This window comes from Streptomyces sp. NPDC046203 (assembly GCF_040646255.1).
Classification (GTDB): Bacteria; Actinomycetota; Actinomycetes; order Streptomycetales; family Streptomycetaceae; genus Streptomyces.
Genome location: NZ_JBEYZX010000033.1, coordinates 67,560 through 84,860 on the forward strand (window position 1 = coordinate 67,560; position 17,301 = coordinate 84,860).

Annotated in this window: 17 protein-coding genes and 2 pseudogenes; 17 read left to right on the forward strand and 2 right to left on the reverse strand. The window is 72.3% G+C overall.

What is annotated here, in order from left to right; genetic code table 11:
• Window positions 1–116 precede the first annotated feature (116 nt).
• Window positions 117–689 (reverse strand): HNH endonuclease, encoded by a 573-nt coding sequence (locus ABZ990_RS22225; protein ID WP_361234141.1) that lies wholly within the window; start codon window positions 687–689, stop codon window positions 117–119.
• Between the two features lie 298 nt (window positions 690–987).
• Here ABZ990_RS22225 and ABZ990_RS22230 point away from each other — a divergent pair, with 298 nt between their 5' ends.
• Window positions 988–2,052 carry a mechanosensitive ion channel family protein gene (locus tag ABZ990_RS22230; RefSeq protein WP_361234191.1) on the forward strand — a complete coding sequence of 355 codons (1,065 nt, stop codon included), beginning with the start codon at window positions 988–990 and terminating at the stop codon, window positions 2,050–2,052.
• Window positions 2,053–2,233: 181 nt separating this feature from the next.
• Window positions 2,234–3,343 carry a hypothetical protein gene (locus tag ABZ990_RS22235; RefSeq protein WP_361234144.1) on the forward strand — a complete coding sequence of 370 codons (1,110 nt, stop codon included), beginning with the start codon at window positions 2,234–2,236 and terminating at the stop codon, window positions 3,341–3,343.
• Between the two features lie 184 nt (window positions 3,344–3,527).
• Here ABZ990_RS22235 and ABZ990_RS22240 read toward each other — a convergent pair.
• Window positions 3,528–4,163: pseudogene (locus ABZ990_RS22240) on the reverse strand (helix-turn-helix transcriptional regulator); the annotation flags it as partial.
• A 177-nt stretch (window positions 4,164–4,340) separates the two neighbouring features.
• Between ABZ990_RS22240 and ABZ990_RS22245 the strand changes: the two are divergent.
• From ABZ990_RS22245 to ABZ990_RS22315, 15 genes and pseudogenes are all read left to right on the forward strand, one after another.
• The gene (locus tag ABZ990_RS22245) at window positions 4,341–4,532 is read left to right on the forward strand and encodes a hypothetical protein (protein ID WP_361234147.1); all 192 of its coding nucleotides are present in this window, start codon (window positions 4,341–4,343) and stop codon (window positions 4,530–4,532) included.
• Window positions 4,529–4,753 (forward strand): hypothetical protein, encoded by a 225-nt coding sequence (locus tag ABZ990_RS22250; RefSeq protein WP_361234149.1) that lies wholly within the window; start codon window positions 4,529–4,531, stop codon window positions 4,751–4,753. Before ABZ990_RS22245 ends, ABZ990_RS22250 begins: the two co-directional genes overlap by 4 nt.
• Window positions 4,754–4,833: 80 nt before the next feature.
• Window positions 4,834–5,361: a cupin domain-containing protein gene (locus ABZ990_RS22255; protein WP_361234152.1), complete on the forward strand. Its 528-nt coding sequence runs from the start codon at window positions 4,834–4,836 to the stop codon at window positions 5,359–5,361.
• A 28-nt stretch (window positions 5,362–5,389) separates the two neighbouring features.
• Window positions 5,390–5,776, forward strand: a complete 387-nt coding sequence (locus tag ABZ990_RS22260; protein WP_361234155.1) for a hypothetical protein — start codon at window positions 5,390–5,392, stop codon at window positions 5,774–5,776.
• A gap of 131 nt (window positions 5,777–5,907) precedes the next feature.
• Window positions 5,908–6,330 carry an ankyrin repeat domain-containing protein gene (locus ABZ990_RS22265; protein WP_361234158.1) on the forward strand — a complete coding sequence of 141 codons (423 nt, stop codon included), beginning with the start codon at window positions 5,908–5,910 and terminating at the stop codon, window positions 6,328–6,330.
• A gap of 185 nt (window positions 6,331–6,515) precedes the next feature.
• Window positions 6,516–6,965, forward strand: coding sequence for a hypothetical protein (locus ABZ990_RS22270; protein WP_361234161.1), 450 nt, complete (start codon window positions 6,516–6,518; stop codon window positions 6,963–6,965).
• Between the two features lie 61 nt (window positions 6,966–7,026).
• Window positions 7,027–7,674: a class I SAM-dependent methyltransferase gene (locus ABZ990_RS22275; protein ID WP_361234163.1), complete on the forward strand. Its 648-nt coding sequence runs from the start codon at window positions 7,027–7,029 to the stop codon at window positions 7,672–7,674.
• A 170-nt stretch (window positions 7,675–7,844) separates the two neighbouring features.
• Complete coding sequence (locus ABZ990_RS22280) at window positions 7,845–9,113, forward strand: ROK family transcriptional regulator (protein WP_361234166.1); 1,269 nt, start codon at window positions 7,845–7,847, stop codon at window positions 9,111–9,113.
• A 127-nt stretch (window positions 9,114–9,240) separates the two neighbouring features.
• Window positions 9,241–10,614 (forward strand): ABC transporter substrate-binding protein, encoded by a 1,374-nt coding sequence (locus ABZ990_RS22285; RefSeq protein ID WP_361234168.1) that lies wholly within the window; start codon window positions 9,241–9,243, stop codon window positions 10,612–10,614.
• A gap of 5 nt (window positions 10,615–10,619) precedes the next feature.
• Entirely contained in the window at window positions 10,620–11,633 is a 1,014-nt protein-coding gene (locus ABZ990_RS22290) for a sugar ABC transporter permease (RefSeq protein ID WP_361234171.1), read from the forward strand.
• A gap of 3 nt (window positions 11,634–11,636) precedes the next feature.
• Window positions 11,637–12,578: a carbohydrate ABC transporter permease gene (locus tag ABZ990_RS22295; RefSeq protein ID WP_361234174.1), complete on the forward strand. Its 942-nt coding sequence runs from the start codon at window positions 11,637–11,639 to the stop codon at window positions 12,576–12,578.
• A gap of 9 nt (window positions 12,579–12,587) precedes the next feature.
• Window positions 12,588–13,958, forward strand: coding sequence for a 6-phospho-beta-glucosidase (locus tag ABZ990_RS22300; protein WP_361234177.1), 1,371 nt, complete (start codon window positions 12,588–12,590; stop codon window positions 13,956–13,958).
• Window positions 13,955–14,938 carry a BadF/BadG/BcrA/BcrD ATPase family protein gene (locus ABZ990_RS22305; RefSeq protein WP_361234180.1) on the forward strand — a complete coding sequence of 328 codons (984 nt, stop codon included), beginning with the start codon at window positions 13,955–13,957 and terminating at the stop codon, window positions 14,936–14,938. The genes ABZ990_RS22300 and ABZ990_RS22305 overlap by 4 nt, the downstream gene beginning before the upstream one ends.
• 565 nt (window positions 14,939–15,503) lie before the next feature.
• Entirely contained in the window at window positions 15,504–16,802 is a 1,299-nt protein-coding gene (locus tag ABZ990_RS22310; protein WP_361234183.1) for a hypothetical protein, read from the forward strand.
• 11 nt (window positions 16,803–16,813) lie between these two features.
• Window positions 16,814–17,301 (forward strand): annotated as a pseudogene (locus ABZ990_RS22315) (hypothetical protein); the annotation flags it as partial.

A 17,301-nucleotide genomic window follows, 5' to 3' on the forward strand; every position in this document is an offset into this window, starting at 1 on the left:
CCCGAAGCCGCTGAGGCGGTCTCCGAGCCGTCGTCGCCTCCGTAACCCCCGTAACCCCCGAAGCCGCCGAAGCCGCCGAACCCGCCGACCCCCCCCCCGAACGCGAAAGGCCCGGCTCAACTCGCCGCCACGACCCCCTGCGGTTGCTGGGGGGCGGTGACGACCGAGTCGATCCGGGCCATGGCGTCGTCCGCGCCATAGGGCTGGAGATACGGCAGCCAGCGTGGGTCGCGGTGGCCGGTGCCGATGATCCGCCAGGCCAGGCCGGTCGGCGGAGAGGGCTGGTGCCGCAGCCGCCAGCCCAGTTCGCGCAGGTGCCGGTCGGCCTTGAGGTGGTTGCAGCGGCGGCAGGCCGCCACCACGTTCTCCCAGACGTGGGTCCCCCCGCGGCTGCGCGGAATGACGTGGTCGACGCTGGTTGCGACGCCACCGCAGTACGCGCAGCGTCCGCCGTCACGGGCGAACAGGGCTCTGCGGGTCAACGGAACGGGCCCCCGGTAGGGGACCCGTACGAAACGCTTGAGCCGCACCACACTGGGCGCGGCGATCACGCTGCTCTCGCTGTGCAGAAAGGCGCCGGACTCCTCCAGGCAGAGTGCCTTGCTCTCCAGGACGAGGACGAGTGCGCGACGGAGCGGTACGACGCCGAGTGGCTCGTACGACGCGTTGAGGACCAGGACATGCGGCACGGTGCCTCCCATACGCCGGCGGCGCGTGGCTCGCGCCGGGACGAAACTGATCCCAGTCTCCCCTCATGCCCGGTCCGTACGCCACCACGTTGAAGGAAAGCCCGCGAGGTGTTCTCGGCCACATCCACGGGCATCAGGGAGTCGTCCCCGGCCCGCGCCCGTCTTTCGCTCGTACACCCCGTGTACGCCCTGTGCCCGCCCCCGCGCACTCCGCACACACGGTCCGGGGCACCCGTACGGTCCCCCGTTACTGTGGAGGGATTGCGTACGCCTGTTTGGAGGTCCCCCCTTGTCCCCCGTGTCCTGGCTCGCCGCCCCGCCGCCATCGACCGCCGACGACCGGACATCCGTTCCGGTGACCCTGGACGAGGCCGCCGAACGTGCCACGGACGCCGCCGGCTGGGTGGAGCAGAACTGGGCCACCTGGCTGAACACCGGCCTCAAGATCATCCTGATCCTGATCGTCGCCCTGACCCTGCGGATGCTGGTCCGCAAGGCCCTGACCAAGCTGATAGACCGCATGAACCGGTCCGCGCAGGCGGTCGAGGGCACGGCCCTGGGCGGTCTGCTCGTCAACGCCGAGCGCCGCCGGCAGCGCTCGGAGGCCATCGGCTCCGTGCTGCGCTCGGTCGCCTCGTTCCTGATCCTCGGCACGGCCGCGCTGATGATCCTCGGCGCCTTCAAGATCGACCTGGCGCCGCTGCTCGCCTCCGCCGGTGTCGCCGGTGTCGCCATCGGTTTCGGCGCGCGCAACCTGGTCACCGACTTCCTGTCCGGCGTCTTCATGATCCTGGAGGACCAGTACGGCGTCGGCGACTCCATCGACGCGGGCGTCGCGTCCGGCGAGGTCATCGAGGTCGGCCTGCGGGTGACCAAGCTGCGCGGCGCGGACGGCGAGATCTGGTACGTCCGCAACGGCGAGATCAAGCGCATCGGCAATCTCAGCCAGGGCTGGGCCACGGCCGCCGTCGACGTCACCGTCCGCCCGACGGAGGACCTCGACCGCGTCCGCGAGGTGATCGTGAACGCCACGGAGGCGATGTCCAAGGACGAGCCGTGGAACGAGCGCCTGTGGGGCCCGGTCGAGGTGCTCGGTCTGACCGAGGTGCTGCTCGACTCGATGACGCTGCGCGTCGCCGCGAAGACCATGCCGGGCACCCGGCTCGGCGTCGAACGCGAACTGCGCTGGCGCGTCAAGCGCGCCCTCGACGCCGAGGGCATCAGCATCGTCGGCGGCCTGCCCCTCGACGCGCCCCCCGCCGGCGCCGACCCCACGGCCGGCATGAACGCCCCGTCCGTCTTCGGCTCCCTGTCCTCCCCCCAGTCGGCGGCGGCGTCCCCGCTCCCGAAGCCGGGCAAGTAACGCCACACCGCCAAAACCACAGCCGTACGCATACGAAGGCGGCCCCACTCTTCCGGTGGGGGCCGCCTTCGCGTGCACCGGTGATGGTCTGGGAGAGCTGGTTTTGTCCCGGGGCCCTGGGGTGACGTGGCAGTTCGCGCACCCGCGGCCCGTTCCCTGGAAGCCCGAGGAGGGTTCCCCCGTGAGCCGTAGCACCATCAGAGGTTCCCGCCTGAGGTCCGTGACCCTGGTGTCGGCCGGCCTGCTCGCCGTGTCCCTCAATGTCGCCTCCGGCGCGGTGGCCGTCGCCGACGCGATCCACCGGGCCGACGGCGGCCGCGGTGTCGTACTGCCGGGGCCCATGGGTGCCCTGGGCCCGGCCGACGGCGACCACGACTACGGACACGGCCATGACGGCGACTACGGACACGACAGCGACCATGATCACGACCACGAGGGGCCGCAGGGACCGCAGGGCCCCCAGGGCCCGTCCGGGGAGGCGGGGGGCGCGCAGGGGCCGCAGGGCGTCCCCGGCGAACCGGGCCCGGCGGGCGCGCAGGGCCCCCAGGGGGCCGTCGGCGCCACCGGCCCGCAGGGTGTTCCCGGCGAGCCGGGAACTCCGGGCACTCCGGGGATGACGGGCCCACAGGGCGACATCGGCTTGACGGGCCCGCAGGGTGTCCCCGGTGAACCGGGCCTTCCGGGGACCTCCGGGACGCCCGGCCCGCAGGGCGACGCCGGCGCGACGGGCCCGCAGGGCCTGCCCGGGATCCCAGGAGTCCAAGGCACGCAGGGATTCCAGGGCGATGCCGGAGCCACCGGTCCGCAGGGCACCACCGGCGCGGCGGGTCCACAGGGCGACACCGGTGCCACGGGACCGCAGGGCGACATCGGCACAACCGGGCCGCAGGGCGTCGCCGGGGATCCGGGCGCGCAAGGCGTGCAGGGATCCCAGGGCAACGCCGGAGCCACCGGACCACAGGGCACCACCGGCGGCGCCGGGCCGCAGGGGGATCCGGGTTCGCCGGGCGTCCAGGGCCCGCAGGGCACAGCGGGTGTCCAGGGGCCTCAGGGAACTCCCACGTCGATCACCAACTACGTCGTCACCTCCAACGCCACCAACACGACGTCGGCGATGTGCAACCCCGGTGACATCGCCACCGGCGGCGCCATCTCGGGGCTCAGCGGCACCGCCTTCGACATCAACGCCCCGGTCCTCTCGGGCGGCAACGCCGTCGGCTGGCAGGGCAGCCTGACCGGCGTCGTCGGCGGCATCACCGTCTACGCGCTCTGCCAGAACGTCACCCAATAGCCCGGCGGGCGGCGGCAGCCGCACACGCGAAAAGGCGGCCCCCACCGGAGAGGTGGGGGCCGCCCTTTCGTCGGTCAGCGACCGCGCTTGACGCTCGCGACGAAGGAGGAGAAGGCGGCGACGGAGACGTCCAGGACGGGACCGTCCAGAACCTTCTGATGTAGGAGGACTCGAAAAGGCCGAGCGGCCGTCGACACCCGAGGCCACACGGAGCCACCTGGAGGTTGGTGTTCGGCCGCTCTGCGAACTCGATCAGCCAGTCGAACTGGGCGTTCATCACGCCCGGTCCGCCCACGGGTCGCCGGATGCAACTCTCGTCCACAACCACGAAGATCAACGGAAGGGCGGTCCGGACGAGGGCCGCCTGCCGGTCCTTGATCAGGGACACCCGCTCCTCCGCCTGCTCCGGCGTGATCGCACCCCGCCGGACATGGCCCTCGGCGATGGCGGCAGCGTACTCAGCGGTCTGGAGCAGGCCAGGCACCACTCCGACCTCGTAGAGCCGGATCTGCGTCAGCCGCGCCTCGTACCGCACGTACTCCGGGAACCCCGCGAGCAGCTATCCGTACCGGATTTCCCGCCACTCCCGCTCGAACGAATCGTCGGTTCCCGCCGCTCCGAAAATCCGATCCAGACTCCTCACGAAACGAAGAATGGGGGATTTCCAGAGAATTTCCACGGCCGAGACATGCTTACCGGAGTACCCCCGCCGCTCGCCCAGTTCGCCCTGCGTCCACCCTCTGGCCCCGCGCGCCACGCGCAGGCGCGCTCCGAAGGCCGCCAGCGAGCCGTTCTCCGGGTTCAGTTCCTTGCGATTCACGCAAGTCCCCCTTCGCGTATGACCAGTTGAAGACAGTCCGGCCTTACGCCAGCCTGACGACTCCTGGTAGCGAATCCGCTACAGAGAGGAGTTGTGTTGTCAGATAAGCAGGCGCGCCTTTCTTCCCACGCGCCCCTCAATGGCTCCAGCCCGCTGCCCGCAGTCGGTTCGTTCGTCGTGGACACCGGATGGCAGCCGCCCCGCATCGGCGAGGTGACGGCCCTCGACGACCACGGGGCCCTGTATCTGCGTCCGCCGTACGGTGGCAGCGAGTGGAATCCGGAACCGGCGGACCTGCGCGCGCCCACCGAGGCCGAACGGGAGTGGATCCGCGCCCTGACCGCTCCCGTACGAAGGCTCGCCCCGTGACACCCGGGGAGTCCGCGGCACAGGTCCTCTCCGTGGACCACGGACTGCGCACCCGCCCCGAACCGGCCCCGGGACGCACGCTCTGCGCGCACCTCGCCCGATGGTTCGACCACTACACGGGCGCGGGTCCCCGGCACGACGAATCGGCCGCCGTCGACTGCGCGGTGGAGGTCACGGCGTTCGCGCGTGAGTGGCCGACCAGGGCCGAACCGGTCGTCTGACCCGCCTACCGGGCCCGTCACCGCACGCGGTGACGGGCCCCGCTCCCTTCCCCGACTCTCCCACTCCCTCACGAACCGTCATGACGCCGCCCGGCGCCCAGGGGCTGAAGTACCACTACGACCCGTACGTGACCCTCATCGCGCAGCTCGCCGGCCGCAAGACCTGGCCGCTCCATCCGCCGTTCGTCGAGAACCCGACGACGGAGCACGACAACTTCCTCGAACGGGGGTTCACTTCCGAGGAACGGCACTTTCTCGCCAACACACCACCGGAGCAGACCTTCACCCTGGAGCCCGGCGACGTGTTCTGGCTGCCCCGGGGATTCGTCCATTCCCCGTACACCGAGGGCGACGAGACGTCCCTGCATCTCACCTTCGCGCTGAAGGAGCGGACGTTCCACTGGCTGGCGGAGGAGATGACCCGCGACCTCCTCGCCCGGGCCCTGGCGGACCCCGCGCTGCGCGCGGAAATCCCGCCCGCGAGGCTCCTGCGAACCCCCGAGGAAGCCGTCCGCTGGACCCGTGAATACCTGGTCGGGGCGCTGATCCTGGAGGAGCCCGCGAGAATGGCCGAACTCGCACGGAGGGCCGTGTCCCGTGCCGGATGAGGGGTATCCCCGTGGATACGCTGCGCCGGTGACGCAGCACCACTGGCACGCGTACGCGTACACCGGCCGGTCCTATCCGGACTCGGCGATCCGGCGGGGCGAGGTGCCCGCCGACTATCCGCCCATCGAGATCAAGGACTGGCTCGGACGCCCTCGGGCCCAGGTACGGGGTACGTACGCCGTCGCGGACGACGCGGTGGCGTGGCTGGAAAGCGAGCTCACCCAGAACCCGCCGGCCGACGAGGAACACTTCCCGGTCTGGGACCGACTACAGCGCTCCCGCGAGACGCTTCTCCTGACCTCGGGCAACGATGTCGTCCACGGCTACTACTCGAAGGCACGGCAGTTCGTCTCGCGGGCGCTCATCGCCTGCCCTCGGGCCGGCGGGCCGCCCTGCCCGCACGGCGGTTCCTGACCCAGGGCGAGGCCGAGAAGGCCGCTCAGCGCGACGTACAGGACCAGATCAGCCGGACGTACGGAAAGGGGTATCGGGCGCACCACTGTACGTTCCGCACCTCCCGGAAGTAAGCGGCGCCCGACCGAGTCGTGAAGAACCGAACCAGGAAGAAACTGCCCAAGTGGCTGTGCGCCGCGGCCGGGGACGGCCGGGTGGGGGACCTGCGGAAGGCCCTGTCCCTCGGCGCGGACCCGGACGCCCGCCACGAGGGGTCGACGGCCCTCTATCTGGCCGCCGTTCAAGGTGAGTACCGCTGCGCGTCGCTCCTGCTCCGGGCCGGCGCCTCACCGAATCTGGAGTCGCGGGGCCGGCGCGACGGGCTGCCCCTGGCCGCGGTCGCGGCGCACGCGGACCTGCCCCTCGCGGAGCTGCTCCTCCGCTACGGAGCCGATCCGCTCCTGCCGGAGTCCGGCGGAGGCACGGCCCTCGACTGGGCCCGCGGCTGGGTCGAGGACGCCGACGCGCACCGCGCGGTCGAGGAGCTGCTCGTCAGAGCCGCGTCGCAGGCCTGAGGCGAGGACGGGGGCACAGAATCAGGAGTGCCATCAGGGCCACGGCCACGACGGCACTCCCCTGCCGCGAGGCCGCCATCGGGCACCGGCGAGAATGCCTTCGGCGGCTCGACAGCGAACGAAGGCGGGGGCGGGGACGGATGCGGTACGTGAAAGTCGCCTGGGAGGCGGAGTATCCCGGGTTCGTGACCGACCCCTACCCCTACCTTGACGAGTTGCCGCGCCTCGCACCCGAACTCCCGCCGGGAGCGCGGGCCTTCGCCACCGACCCCGATCACTACCGGTTCAGCTCGCTGCGCTGCGTGAAGGATCTGGGACTGGCCGAGGTGCGGGTGGCGACGGACAAGAGCGGGTCGCTCGTCGTGCGGTTCACTCCCAACCCGTGGAAGCACGAGGACGAGTTGGAGATCCGGTACGCCGGGGTCGTCCACTTCTCCTTCGACTACGCGCACGCCATCGACTGGATGAACAAGGACACGTTCCTGCTGGACGAGCTGCTGCCGGATCCGGCCGGCTGCCTGCACGAGATCGCGCTCACGGACGCGACACTGACCGTCCGCTGCCGCGATCTGGAAGCCGTTTGGATCACCCCCGCACCCGAGGAACAGGACGGTCCGCAGACCCCGGTGGCGTGAACCCGACCGTCGCCCCGAAGCCATGACCGGGCCCGCGAGCGGGGTAACTACCCTCGCGGGCATGGTCGAAGAAGAAGCCTCTCACTCCACCCGCGCGGCCTACGACAGTGTCGCCTCCACCTATGCCGATCTCTTCCGCGACAGCCTCCCGGGCCTCCCGCTGGACCGCGCGATCCTGGGCGCCTTCGGTGAGCTCGCCCGTGCGGCGGGGGACGGCCGGGTCGCGGATCTGGGGTGCGGGCCCGGTCATGTCACCGCGTATCTCGCGGAGTCGGGGGTCGACGCCTTCGGCGTGGACGCCTCGCCCGCGATGATCGGACTGGCCCGGCGGGCCCATCCCGAGCTGCGGTTCGAGGTGGGCTCGATGGCCGCGCCGGACATCGCCGACGGCACCCTGGGCGGTGTGCTCTCCCGGTGGTCCGTCATCCATATTCCGCCGTCCGAACTCCCGCCGATCCTCGCGGAGTTCCATCGGATCCTCGCGCCCGGCGGTCATCTGCTGATCGGCTTCTCGGCGACCGACGGGCCGTCTCCCGCGACGCAGGAGTTCGACCACGCCGTCGCACCCGCCCACCGCTGGTGGCCCGACCACATGGCCGCGCTGCTGCGCGCGGCCGGCCTGACCGAGGTGGCGCGGATGGTGCGCGAGCCCGAGCCCACCGACCTCCGGCAGTTCCGGGAGATCCACCTGCTCGCCCGCAAGGCCTAGGCGCGGTCCGGCGCCCGGCTGCCCGCCGGTCGTCCGGTCGTCCGGTTGTCCGGTTGTCCGGTTGTCCGGTTGTCCCGTATTGACGGTTCGCCCGGCGCCGTCCTACCGTCCTTTCGAATAGACAGGAAACCTTCCTGACAGTGCGGCCGAGGCAGGGGGACGGAGGCGTCATGGCGAGTACGGCTCCCGGCCCGGACCCGCGTACCGGCAGCACCGGCACACCCGGGACCCCGCGCGTCCTGCGGGCGATGAACGACCGGGCGGCGCTCGATCTGCTGCTCGCGCACGGGCCGCTGTCGCGGACCCGGATCGGCCGGCTGACCGGCCTGTCCAAGCCCACCGCGTCCCAGCTCCTCGCCCGACTCGAAGCCGCCGGACTCGTCGAGGCGACGGGGATGTCCGAAGGCCGGCCGGGGCCGAACGCGCAGTTGTACGCGGTGAATCCGCGCGCCGCGTACGCCGCCGGGCTCGATGTCACCGCCGACCGGATCCACGCGGCCGTCGCCGATGTGACCGGCGAGATCGTCGGGGAGTTCCGGCTGCCCGCCACGCCGCCCGGACGGGGCGGGGTGGTACGTCAGGTGGCCGGCGCGCTCGCGGGGGCCGCCGAGAAGGCCGGGCTCGCCCTCGGAGCCGTACACCGTCTGGTCATCGGTACCCCCGGGGCCTTCGACCCGGCCACCGGGCGGCTGCGCTACGCGGCCCATCTGCCCGGCTGGCACTCCCCCACTCTGCTCGACGAGTTGGCGGACGCGCTGCCGATGCCGGTCGCGTACGAGAACGACGTCAATCTGGTCGCGCTCGCCGAACAGCGGACCGGTGCCGCGCGCGGGCACGAGGACTTCGTGCTGCTGTGGAACGAGACCGGGCTCGGCGCCGCGCTCGTGCTCGGCGGCCGGCTGCACCGGGGTGCCACCGGCGGCGCCGGGGAGGTCGGCCTCATGCCGGTGCCCGGGACCCCGCTGGTGCGGCGGGTCGCCGAGGCCGGCGCGGGCGGCTTCCAGGAGCTGGCCGGGGTCCGCTCGCTGCTCCGGCTCGCGCGCGACTGCGGGATCGAGACGGGCCGTGGTAGCAAGAGCGGCGGGCCGACCGATGTGCCGACCGCGGCCCGGCTGCTCGCCGAGGCCGCCGCGCGGCACACCGAGCACGGGCCCTCCGCCCGCCTCCTCGACGGGTACGCCGAACGTCTGGCCGTCGGCATCGCCACCCTCGTCGCGGTCCTCGATCCCGGGCTCGTCGTCCTCACCGGCGCGGCCGTCCGCCCCGGCGGGGAGCCGCTTCGCGCCCGCGTTCAGGAACAGCTCGCCGAACTCTCCGACGCGCAGCCACAGTTGGTGCTCGGCACCGTCGAGCGGCGGCCGGTGCTGTGCGGGGCGCTCGTCTCCGCCCTCGCCGCCACCCGCGACGAGGTCTTCGACACCTCCCGCCACCCCCACTGAGCCGACCCGCCGACTCTTCCCGCCGATTCTTCCCCACCTGACTTCCCCCACCACCTTCCCTCCCCACTCCCCGCTCCCCCGCTCCCCTCCCCCCCCCACCTCCCAGCCCCGACCGGAGAACACCGTCATGTCGCCCGCCCACCCTCACCGGCGCGCCCTCACCCCCCTCGCCGCCGTCGGCACCGCCCTGGCGCTGGCCCTGTCCGCCACCGCGTGCACCGGCTCCCCGGCCGGCGGAGCCGACGACAAAGCCGACGACGGCCCCGGCGGGCGGACCACGATCACCTTCTGGCACGGCTGGTCGGCCCCCTCCGAGGTCCGGGCCATCAACGCGAACATCGCGCGGTTCGAGAAGACCCACCCCCACATCAAGGTCCACTCCGTCGGCGGGATCGACGACGACAAGCTCAACCAGGCGCTGCGGGCCGGAGGTTCGAGGGGACCGGACGTGGTCTCCTCCTTCGAGACCGCCAACGTCGGCCGGTTCTGCTCCTCGGGCGCGCTCGCCGACCTCGCCCCCTTCATCGAGAAGTCCGGGCTCGACCTGGCGAAGACGTTCCCCAAGCCCCTTCTGGAATACACCGGGTTCGAGGGCCGGCGGTGCACGATGCCGCTGCTCACCGACGCGTACGGGCTCTACTACAACAAGACCGCCTTCAAGGACGCCGGCATCGACGGCCCACCGAAGACCTGGTCCGAGTTCCGCGCGGTCGCCAAGAAGCTCACCAAGCCGCGCGGCGACGGATACGAGCGGGTCGGCTTCCTGCCGAACTACCACGGCTACGAGAACAACATCGAGCACTACCTCGGCAGTTGGGGACCGAGATACTTCGACTCGAAGGGCAAGGCGTCCCTCGCCCTCGATCCCGCAGTCGGGAATCTGCTGCGCTTCCAGCAGAAGATGGTCCACGAACTCGGCGGCTACGAGAAGCTGGAGCGGTTCCGCACGGGGCTCGGCGACGAGTTCGGCGCCGAGCATCCGTTCCACACCGGTCAGGTCGCCATGCAACTCGACGGCGAGTGGCGGCTCGGCATGGCCCTGGACGCCAAGGTGCCGTTCGAGATCGGCGTGGCGCCGATGCCCGTCCCGGACGAGGACGGGATCGACTACGGCAAGGGCTTCCTCTCCGGCACGATCATGGGCGTCTCCGCGCAGAGCCGGAAGCAGAACGCCGCCTGGGAACTGGTGAAGTTCATGACCACCGACACCGAGGCCGTCGTCGCCTTCGCCAACGACATCCGCAATGTCCCCTCCACCTTCGCCGCGCTCAAGTCCCCCGGCCTGAAGCTCGATCCGCGCTTCAAGACCTTCCTCGACATCGCCCGGAACAAGCGGTCCAACACGGCGCCGGGCACCCTCGACGGCGGCGCGTATCTCCGTACCCTCCAGGACTTCGCCTACGGGTTCGAGAAGGAGAGGGACTCCTCCGGCCTCGTCCCGGGACTCCAGCGGACGGAGCGGCAGATCGACGCCGACATGGCCCAGGCCAGGCGCGGGTGACCGAGGTGAGCGCGGCGACCACCACGACCGCCGGGACTACTGCGCCACCCGCGACCGCCGGCCTCCGGACGAGACGCCGGCGCCGGGCCCTGCGCACGCTCGCGTTCCTTTCGCCATGGCTGGTGGGCTTCGGCGTCTTCTTCGCCTACCCGCTGGCCGCGACCGTCTACTTCTCCTTCATGGACTACGACGGGTTCACCGCCCCGTCGTTCGCCGGACTCGCCAACTGGTCGTACGTCCTCGGCGATTCGCCGCTGTTCTGGCCGGCGCTGCGCAACACCCTGTGGCTGGTGGCCGCGACGACGGTGTGCCGGGTCGTCTTCGGGCTCGGCGTGGGGCTGCTCGTCACCCGGATCAAGCGGGGCGCCGGGCTGCTGCGCACCCTGTGCTTCCTGCCGTTCCTCGCGCCGCCGGTGGCCGCCACGCTCGCCTTCGTCTTCCTGCTCAACCCCGGTACCGGGCCGGTCAACGGGCTGCTGGCCCGGTTCGGGATCGACGGTCCCGCCTGGTTCGGCGACCCGGCGTGGGCCAAGCCCGCGCTCACCGTGCTCGCGGTGTGGGGCGTCGGCGACCTGATGGTGATCTTCGTGGCCGCCCTGCTCGACGTACCGAGGGAGCAGTACGAGGCGGCCGAGCTGGACGGCGCCTCGGCGTACCAGCGCTTCCGTTACGTGACCCTGCCGAACATCGCGCCGGTCGTGCTGTTCGCCGTGGTCACCGGGGTCATCCAGGCGACGCAGTCCTACACCCAGCCGCTGGTGGCCGGGCAAATCGCCTCGGGTGCCGCCGGCGGATCCGGCCGGCCCTTCGAGCCCGGCTACCCCGACAAGTCGACGCTCACCCTGCCCCAACTCGTCTACCAGCAAGGGTTCCAGCGCTTCGACTACGGGTCGGCCTGTGTCGTCGCGCTCGTCCTGTTCACCCTCGCGCTGTCCCTCACCGCGCTGCTCATGCGGCGGCGGAGCGGCGTCGCGGCCGGTGCCGCCGGTGCTGCCGGTGCTGCCGGGGCGGGGAGCTGAGCCATGAGCATTCTCTTCGACTCGCCGGAGGTACGGGAAGAGTCCGGCGCCGCACGGAAGCGCCCCCGGCGCCGTACCCCCCGCGGCCTCCGCACCCCACGTACCCCCCGTACCGTCCGCCGCACCGCCGTCCTCCACTGGATCGCGGTGCACGCGCTCGCCGTCGCCGCCGCGCTCTTCTTCGCCCTCCCCTTCGTCTTCGTCCTCCTCACCTCCCTGATGAGCGACCAGCAGGCCCTCACCCGCGACCTCACCCCGGACACCTTCAACTGGGCCAACTACCGCGCCGTGTTCACCACCCCGGACTTCCTCACCTGGTGGCGCAACAGCCTGCTGTACGCGGGCCTCGGCACCGTCCTCACCGTGGTGTCGTCCGTGCCCGTCGCGTACGCGCTCGCCACCTTCCGCTTCCGGGGCGAACGGCTGGTCCTGATGCTCGTCGTGGCCACGATGATGCTGCCGCCGCAGGTCCTCGTCATCCCCATGTACCTGTTCTGGACCCGGCAGTTGGACCTGTCCGGAACCCTGTGGCCGCTGATCGTCCCGACGGCCTTCGGTGACGCCTTCTCCATCTTCCTGCTGCGCCAGTTCCTGCTGACGCTCCCCCGCGACCTCCTCGACGCGGCCCGGCTCGACGGCTGCGGCGAGGTCCGGGTCCTGCTCCGGATCGTGCTGCCGCTGGCGAAGCCGGGCATCGCGGCGATCGCGCTCTTCCAGTTCTTCGCCGCGTGGAACGACTACTTCGGGCCGCAGATCTACGCCTCCGAGAACCCGTCCTCGTGGACGCTGAGCTACGGCCTGGCGTCCTTCAAGGGCGTGCACCACACCGAATGGAATCTGACCATGGCCGCGACCGTCCTGGTCATGGCCCCCGTGATCCTCGTGTTCTTCCTCGCCCAGAAAGCCTTCGTCGAGGGAGTCGCACTGAGCGGAGTGAAGGGTTAGCCAGAGAAGATGAAACTCGCTGTCGTAGGGGGCGGTTCCACCTACACCCCCGAGCTGATCGACGGGTTCGCGCGGCTCCGCGCGACCCTTCCCGTCACCGAACTCGTCCTCGTCGACCCGGCCGCCGACCGGCTCGACCTGGTCGGCGGGCTCGCCCGGCGGATCTTCGCCAAGCAGGGCCACAGCGGCCGGATCGTCACCACCTCCGACCTGGACGCGGGCGTCGAGGGCGCCGACGCCGTCCTGCTCCAGCTGCGGGTCGGCGGACAGGCGGCCAGGCAGCGCGACGAGACCTGGCCGCTGGAGTGCGGCTGCGTCGGCCAGGAGACCACCGGCGCCGGCGGCCTCGCCAAGGCGCTGCGCACCGTCCCCGTGGTCCTCGACATCGCCGAACGCGTCCGCCGCACCAACCCGAACGCCTGGATCATCGACTTCACCAACCCGGTCGGCATCGTGACCCGGGCGCTGCTCCGGGCCGGGCACAAGGCCGTCGGCCTGTGCAACGTGGCGATCGGCCTCCAGCGGAAGTTCGCCGCCCGGCTCGGCCTCGACCCATCCGCCCTCCACCTCGACCACGTCGGCCTCAACCACCTCACCTGGGAGACCGGGGTGCGGCTCGGCGGGCCCGGCGGCGAGGACGTACTGCCCCGGCTGCTCGCCGAACACGGCGCCGGCATCGCCGAGGACCTGCGCCTGCCGGTCTCCGTCCTCGACCGGCTCGGCGTCGTCCCCTCGTACTACCTGCGCTACTTCTACGCGCACGACGCCGTCGTCGAGGAGCTGCGCACCAAGCCGTCGCGGGCCGCCGAGGTCGCGGAGATGGAACGGCGGCTCCTGGAGATGTACGGGGATCCGGCGCTCGACGAGAAGCCGGAGCTGCTCGCCAAGCGGGGCGGCGCCTTCTACTCGGAGGCGGCGGTCGACCTGGCGGCGGCGCTGCTCGGCGGGACCTCGGGCAGGACCTCGGGCAGGACATCGGGCAGGACCTCGGGCGGGACCTCGGGCGGAGCGTCAGGTGGGACGGCCGGCGGGACCTCGGACGGCGCGGCCGGCGGCGGCTCGCCGTACCAGGTCGTGAACACGTACAACAACGGCACGCTCCCCTTCCTGCCCGACGACGCCGTGATCGAGGTACAGGCGGCGGTCGGACCGAAGGGCGCGGTGCCGCTGCCGGTGCCGGCGCTCGACCCGCTGTACGCGGGGCTGATCTCCCATGTCACGGCGTACGAGGACCTGGCCCTGGACGCGGCGCTGCGCGGCGGCCGGGACCGGGTGTTCAAGGCGCTGCTCGCGCATCCCCTGATCGGGCAGATCGAGCGGGCGGACGGGCTGACCGACCGGCTGATCGCGCACAACCGGGAGCATCTGCCGTGGGCATGAGATCGCTGAACGGGGTGCTGCTCGCGATCGACGCGGGGAACAGCAAGACGGACGTGGCGGTGCTCTCGCGGGACGGCCAGGTCCTCGGCGAGGCGCGCGGCGGCGGGTTCCAGCCACCGGTGGTCGGGGTCGAGGCGGCCGTCGACGTGCTCGCGGAGATCACGCGGCGGGCCTGGGAGGCGGCGGGCGGCGCGGGGCTCGACCCTCGGTTCGCCCGGGTCGCGGCCTGTCTGGCGAACGCCGATCTGCCGGTCGAGGAAGAGGAGTTGGAACAGGCCCTCGGCGAACGGCGCTGGAGCCGGACGAACCGGGTGTACAACGACACCTTCGCGCTGCTGCGCGCCGGGGTCGACGAGCCGCGCGGGGTGGCCGTGGTGTGCGGCGCCGGGATCAACTGCGCCGGAATGCTGCCGGACGGGCGCACGGCCCGCTTCCCCGCGCTCGGGAAGATATCCGGGGACTGGGGCGGGGGCGGCGGACTGGCCGACGAGGCCCTGTGGTTCGCCGCGCGCGCCGAGGACGGCCGGGGCGAGGCCACGGCTCTCGCCCGCACGCTGCCGGAGCACTTCGGGCTGCCGTCGATGTACGCGCTGATCGAGGCGCTGCACCGGGGGCATCTGCCGCCGGCGCGCAAGCACGAGCTGACACCGGTCCTGTTCCGTACGAGCGCGGAGGGCGACCCGGTGGCCCGCGCGCTGGTGGACCGGCTCGCCGAGGAGGTCGTGGCCATGGCGACGGTCGCCCTGGGACGGCTCCGGCTCCTCGACGAGGAGGCGCCGGTGGTGCTCGGCGGCAGTGTGCTGGCCGCCCGCCACCCCCGGCTGGACGAGCGGATCGCCGAGCTCCTCGCGGCCCGGGCGCCGAAGGCGGTGATCCGGGTGGTGACGGCCCCGCCGGTGCTGGGGGCCGGGCTGCTCGTGCTGGACAAGGAGGGGGCGAGGCCACAGGCGGCGGCGCGGCTGCGGGCGCACTACGCGTGAGCGGGACGGCCGTTTCCCGATCCGGTTCACGGCGGTGAGCCGGGAGCATCGGAGGTGACGTACGTGCCGGGTGGTGCGTACGTGTCGGGTGGTGCGTACGGGTTGCGTACGAGGTGTGCGGGGCGTCCTCCCAGGGCGCTCCGCACGCCTGTTCACTCCTTCGAGCGACAGCCGGAACGGAACCGAATCGGGGCCGCAAGCGTATTCACAGTGTTGGGAGTTGATGTGGGTACGTCCGCCGCGAGGGCGTGGACGTGGGGCAGGATAGGAACAAGATCGAGTCAATCCCGGTGTGGGGACCGGGGCCTTGCCGCCATACTGCTGGCCGGGTCGCCGTCCGCAAGCAGACCGGCAGGACGGGGTCGACGTCGAAGACCGAGGGGGAGGTCACGTGACATACCCGCCGAACGCGCCCGCCGCCTCCGCGGCGCGGGGTACGGCAGGCGCGCCCGCACGGCCGGGCGCCCAGGTGCCCGCGCAGCCGGGGCCGCCGGCACCGCGACCGGGCCAGGGATCCGCCGTCGCGGCCCCGGACGGGTCGCCGGGGGCACCGAAGACGCCGGGAGTGTGGTCGCAGGGACGCGCGACGCTGCGCCGGGCCGCCACGACCGAGCCGGGCCGGCTGCGGATCCTCGGGGCGCTGCTCGCGCTGCTCGTGCTCGCCTTCGGCGCCGTCACGGCCTTCGAGGTCGCCTACCGGTCCTCGTACGCGGACGACGTGGTCGACCGCAGCCAGCCGCTGAGCGCCGACGCCGCCGACATATACCGCTCGCTCGCCGACGCCGACGCCACCGCGGCGAGCGGCTTCCTGGCCGGCCCGCAGGAGACCGCCGAGATCCGCAAGCGGTACACGGACGACGTCACCACGGCCTCCCGGCTCCTGGTGAAGGCCGCCGCGCACACCGGCCCCGACGGCACCTCGGCGCGCGAACTCGCCACGCTCAACGAGTTCCTGCCGCGCTACACGGGCCTGATCGAGCGGGCCCGGGCCGCCAACCGGCAGGGGCTGCCGCTCGGCGGCGCCTATCTGCGGTACGCGAACCAGACGATGAGCACCCGGCTGCTGCCGGCCGCCGAGCGGCTGTACGCGGCGGAGACGGGACGGCTCCACGAGGACGACGACGCGGCCCGCACCTGGCCGTTCCTGTCGATCGCGCTCGGCGTCCTGGCGCTGGCGGTGCTGGTCTGGGCGCAGCGCCGCGACTACCGCCGGACCAACCGGGTGTTCAACCACGGGCTGCTGGCCGCGTCGGCGGCCACCCTGGCCGCGCTGGTGTGGCTGGCCACCGGGCACGGGCTCGCCCGGGCCGGGCTCGACGACGCCCGCGCGCACGGCCAGGAGTCCCTCCAGGTGCTCAACCAGGCCCGGATCAACTCCCTGAAGGCCCGCGCCAACGAGAACCTGGCCGTGGTCGCGCGCGGCGCCGTGCTCACCGAGGACGGCAAGACCGACAAGTACGAGGCCGACTACACCAGCAGCATGACCGCGCTGACCTCGGACCTGAAGGCCGCGGCCCGGCTCGCCGACGACAAGGCCGGGGGCGACCCGCTGACCGAGGCGTCGAAGCGGACCACCGAATGGCGCGAGCGTCACCAGCAGGCTCGCACACTCGACGACGAGGGCGACTTCACCGGCGCGATGAACCTGATCACCGGCACCGCCCTGTCCACCGGGCAGTCCTTCGACCAGGTCGACGCGGCACTGGGCCGCGCCCTGGCCCATGAGCAGGACGAGTTCACCCGCGCCGCCGACGGCGGCCGGAACGCGCTGACGGGGCTGCCCCTCGGGGTGGCCGTGCTCGGCGTGCTCGCCGCGGCCGGAGTGGTCGTCGGCGGCAACCGCAGACTGTCGGAGTACCGGTGAGAGGGGGAGCCATGCCGGACGACATCGAGCAGAACGACGAGACGGGACGAGTCGTGGACGACACCCTCCCGGACGGCGCCGCCGCGCGCCCGCCCCACCCGCCCCGCCCGCGCCGGGTCTCCGGCCAGGGCGCGGTGGGGAGTGCGGTGAGCGGCGCGGTGAACGGCGCGGTGAACGGCGCGGTGAACGGCGCGGGGCGCCCCGTGGGCGAGGAGTCCTCGGCCGGCGCCGCGTACACCGGAACCACGTACACCGGACTCGCGTACGCGGGAGCCGCGTACGCCGGGGCCGGGGAGCCTGCGGCGGGCCCCGGCCCGTCCGGCGGCACCGGCACCGGCACCGGCCCGGCCCTGGAGCCGTCGACTGCGGTCCCGGCCGCTCCCGTACGGCCGCGCGCGCGTCGGTTTCTGTCCTCACGACGGTCCGAAGATCCGAGACCACCGCGTACGCCGGCCGCACCGCACCACCCCGCACCGCCCACGGAACGAGGAACCCTGAT

Coding starts and splice junctions, on each gene's coding strand:
- ABZ990_RS22275 (WP_361234163.1), top strand. CDS start 7,027: ATGGTCGAAGAAGAAGCCTCTCACTCCACCCGCGCGGCCTACGACAGT.
- ABZ990_RS22295 (WP_361234174.1), top strand. CDS start 11,637: ATGAGCATTCTCTTCGACTCGCCGGAGGTACGGGAAGAGTCCGGCGCC.
- ABZ990_RS22280 (WP_361234166.1), top strand. CDS start 7,845: ATGGCGAGTACGGCTCCCGGCCCGGACCCGCGTACCGGCAGCACCGGC.
- ABZ990_RS22300 (WP_361234177.1), top strand. CDS start 12,588: ATGAAACTCGCTGTCGTAGGGGGCGGTTCCACCTACACCCCCGAGCTG.
- ABZ990_RS22305 (WP_361234180.1), top strand. CDS start 13,955: ATGAGATCGCTGAACGGGGTGCTGCTCGCGATCGACGCGGGGAACAGC.
- ABZ990_RS22285 (WP_361234168.1), top strand. CDS start 9,241: ATGTCGCCCGCCCACCCTCACCGGCGCGCCCTCACCCCCCTCGCCGCC.
- ABZ990_RS22255 (WP_361234152.1), top strand. CDS start 4,834: ATGACGCCGCCCGGCGCCCAGGGGCTGAAGTACCACTACGACCCGTAC.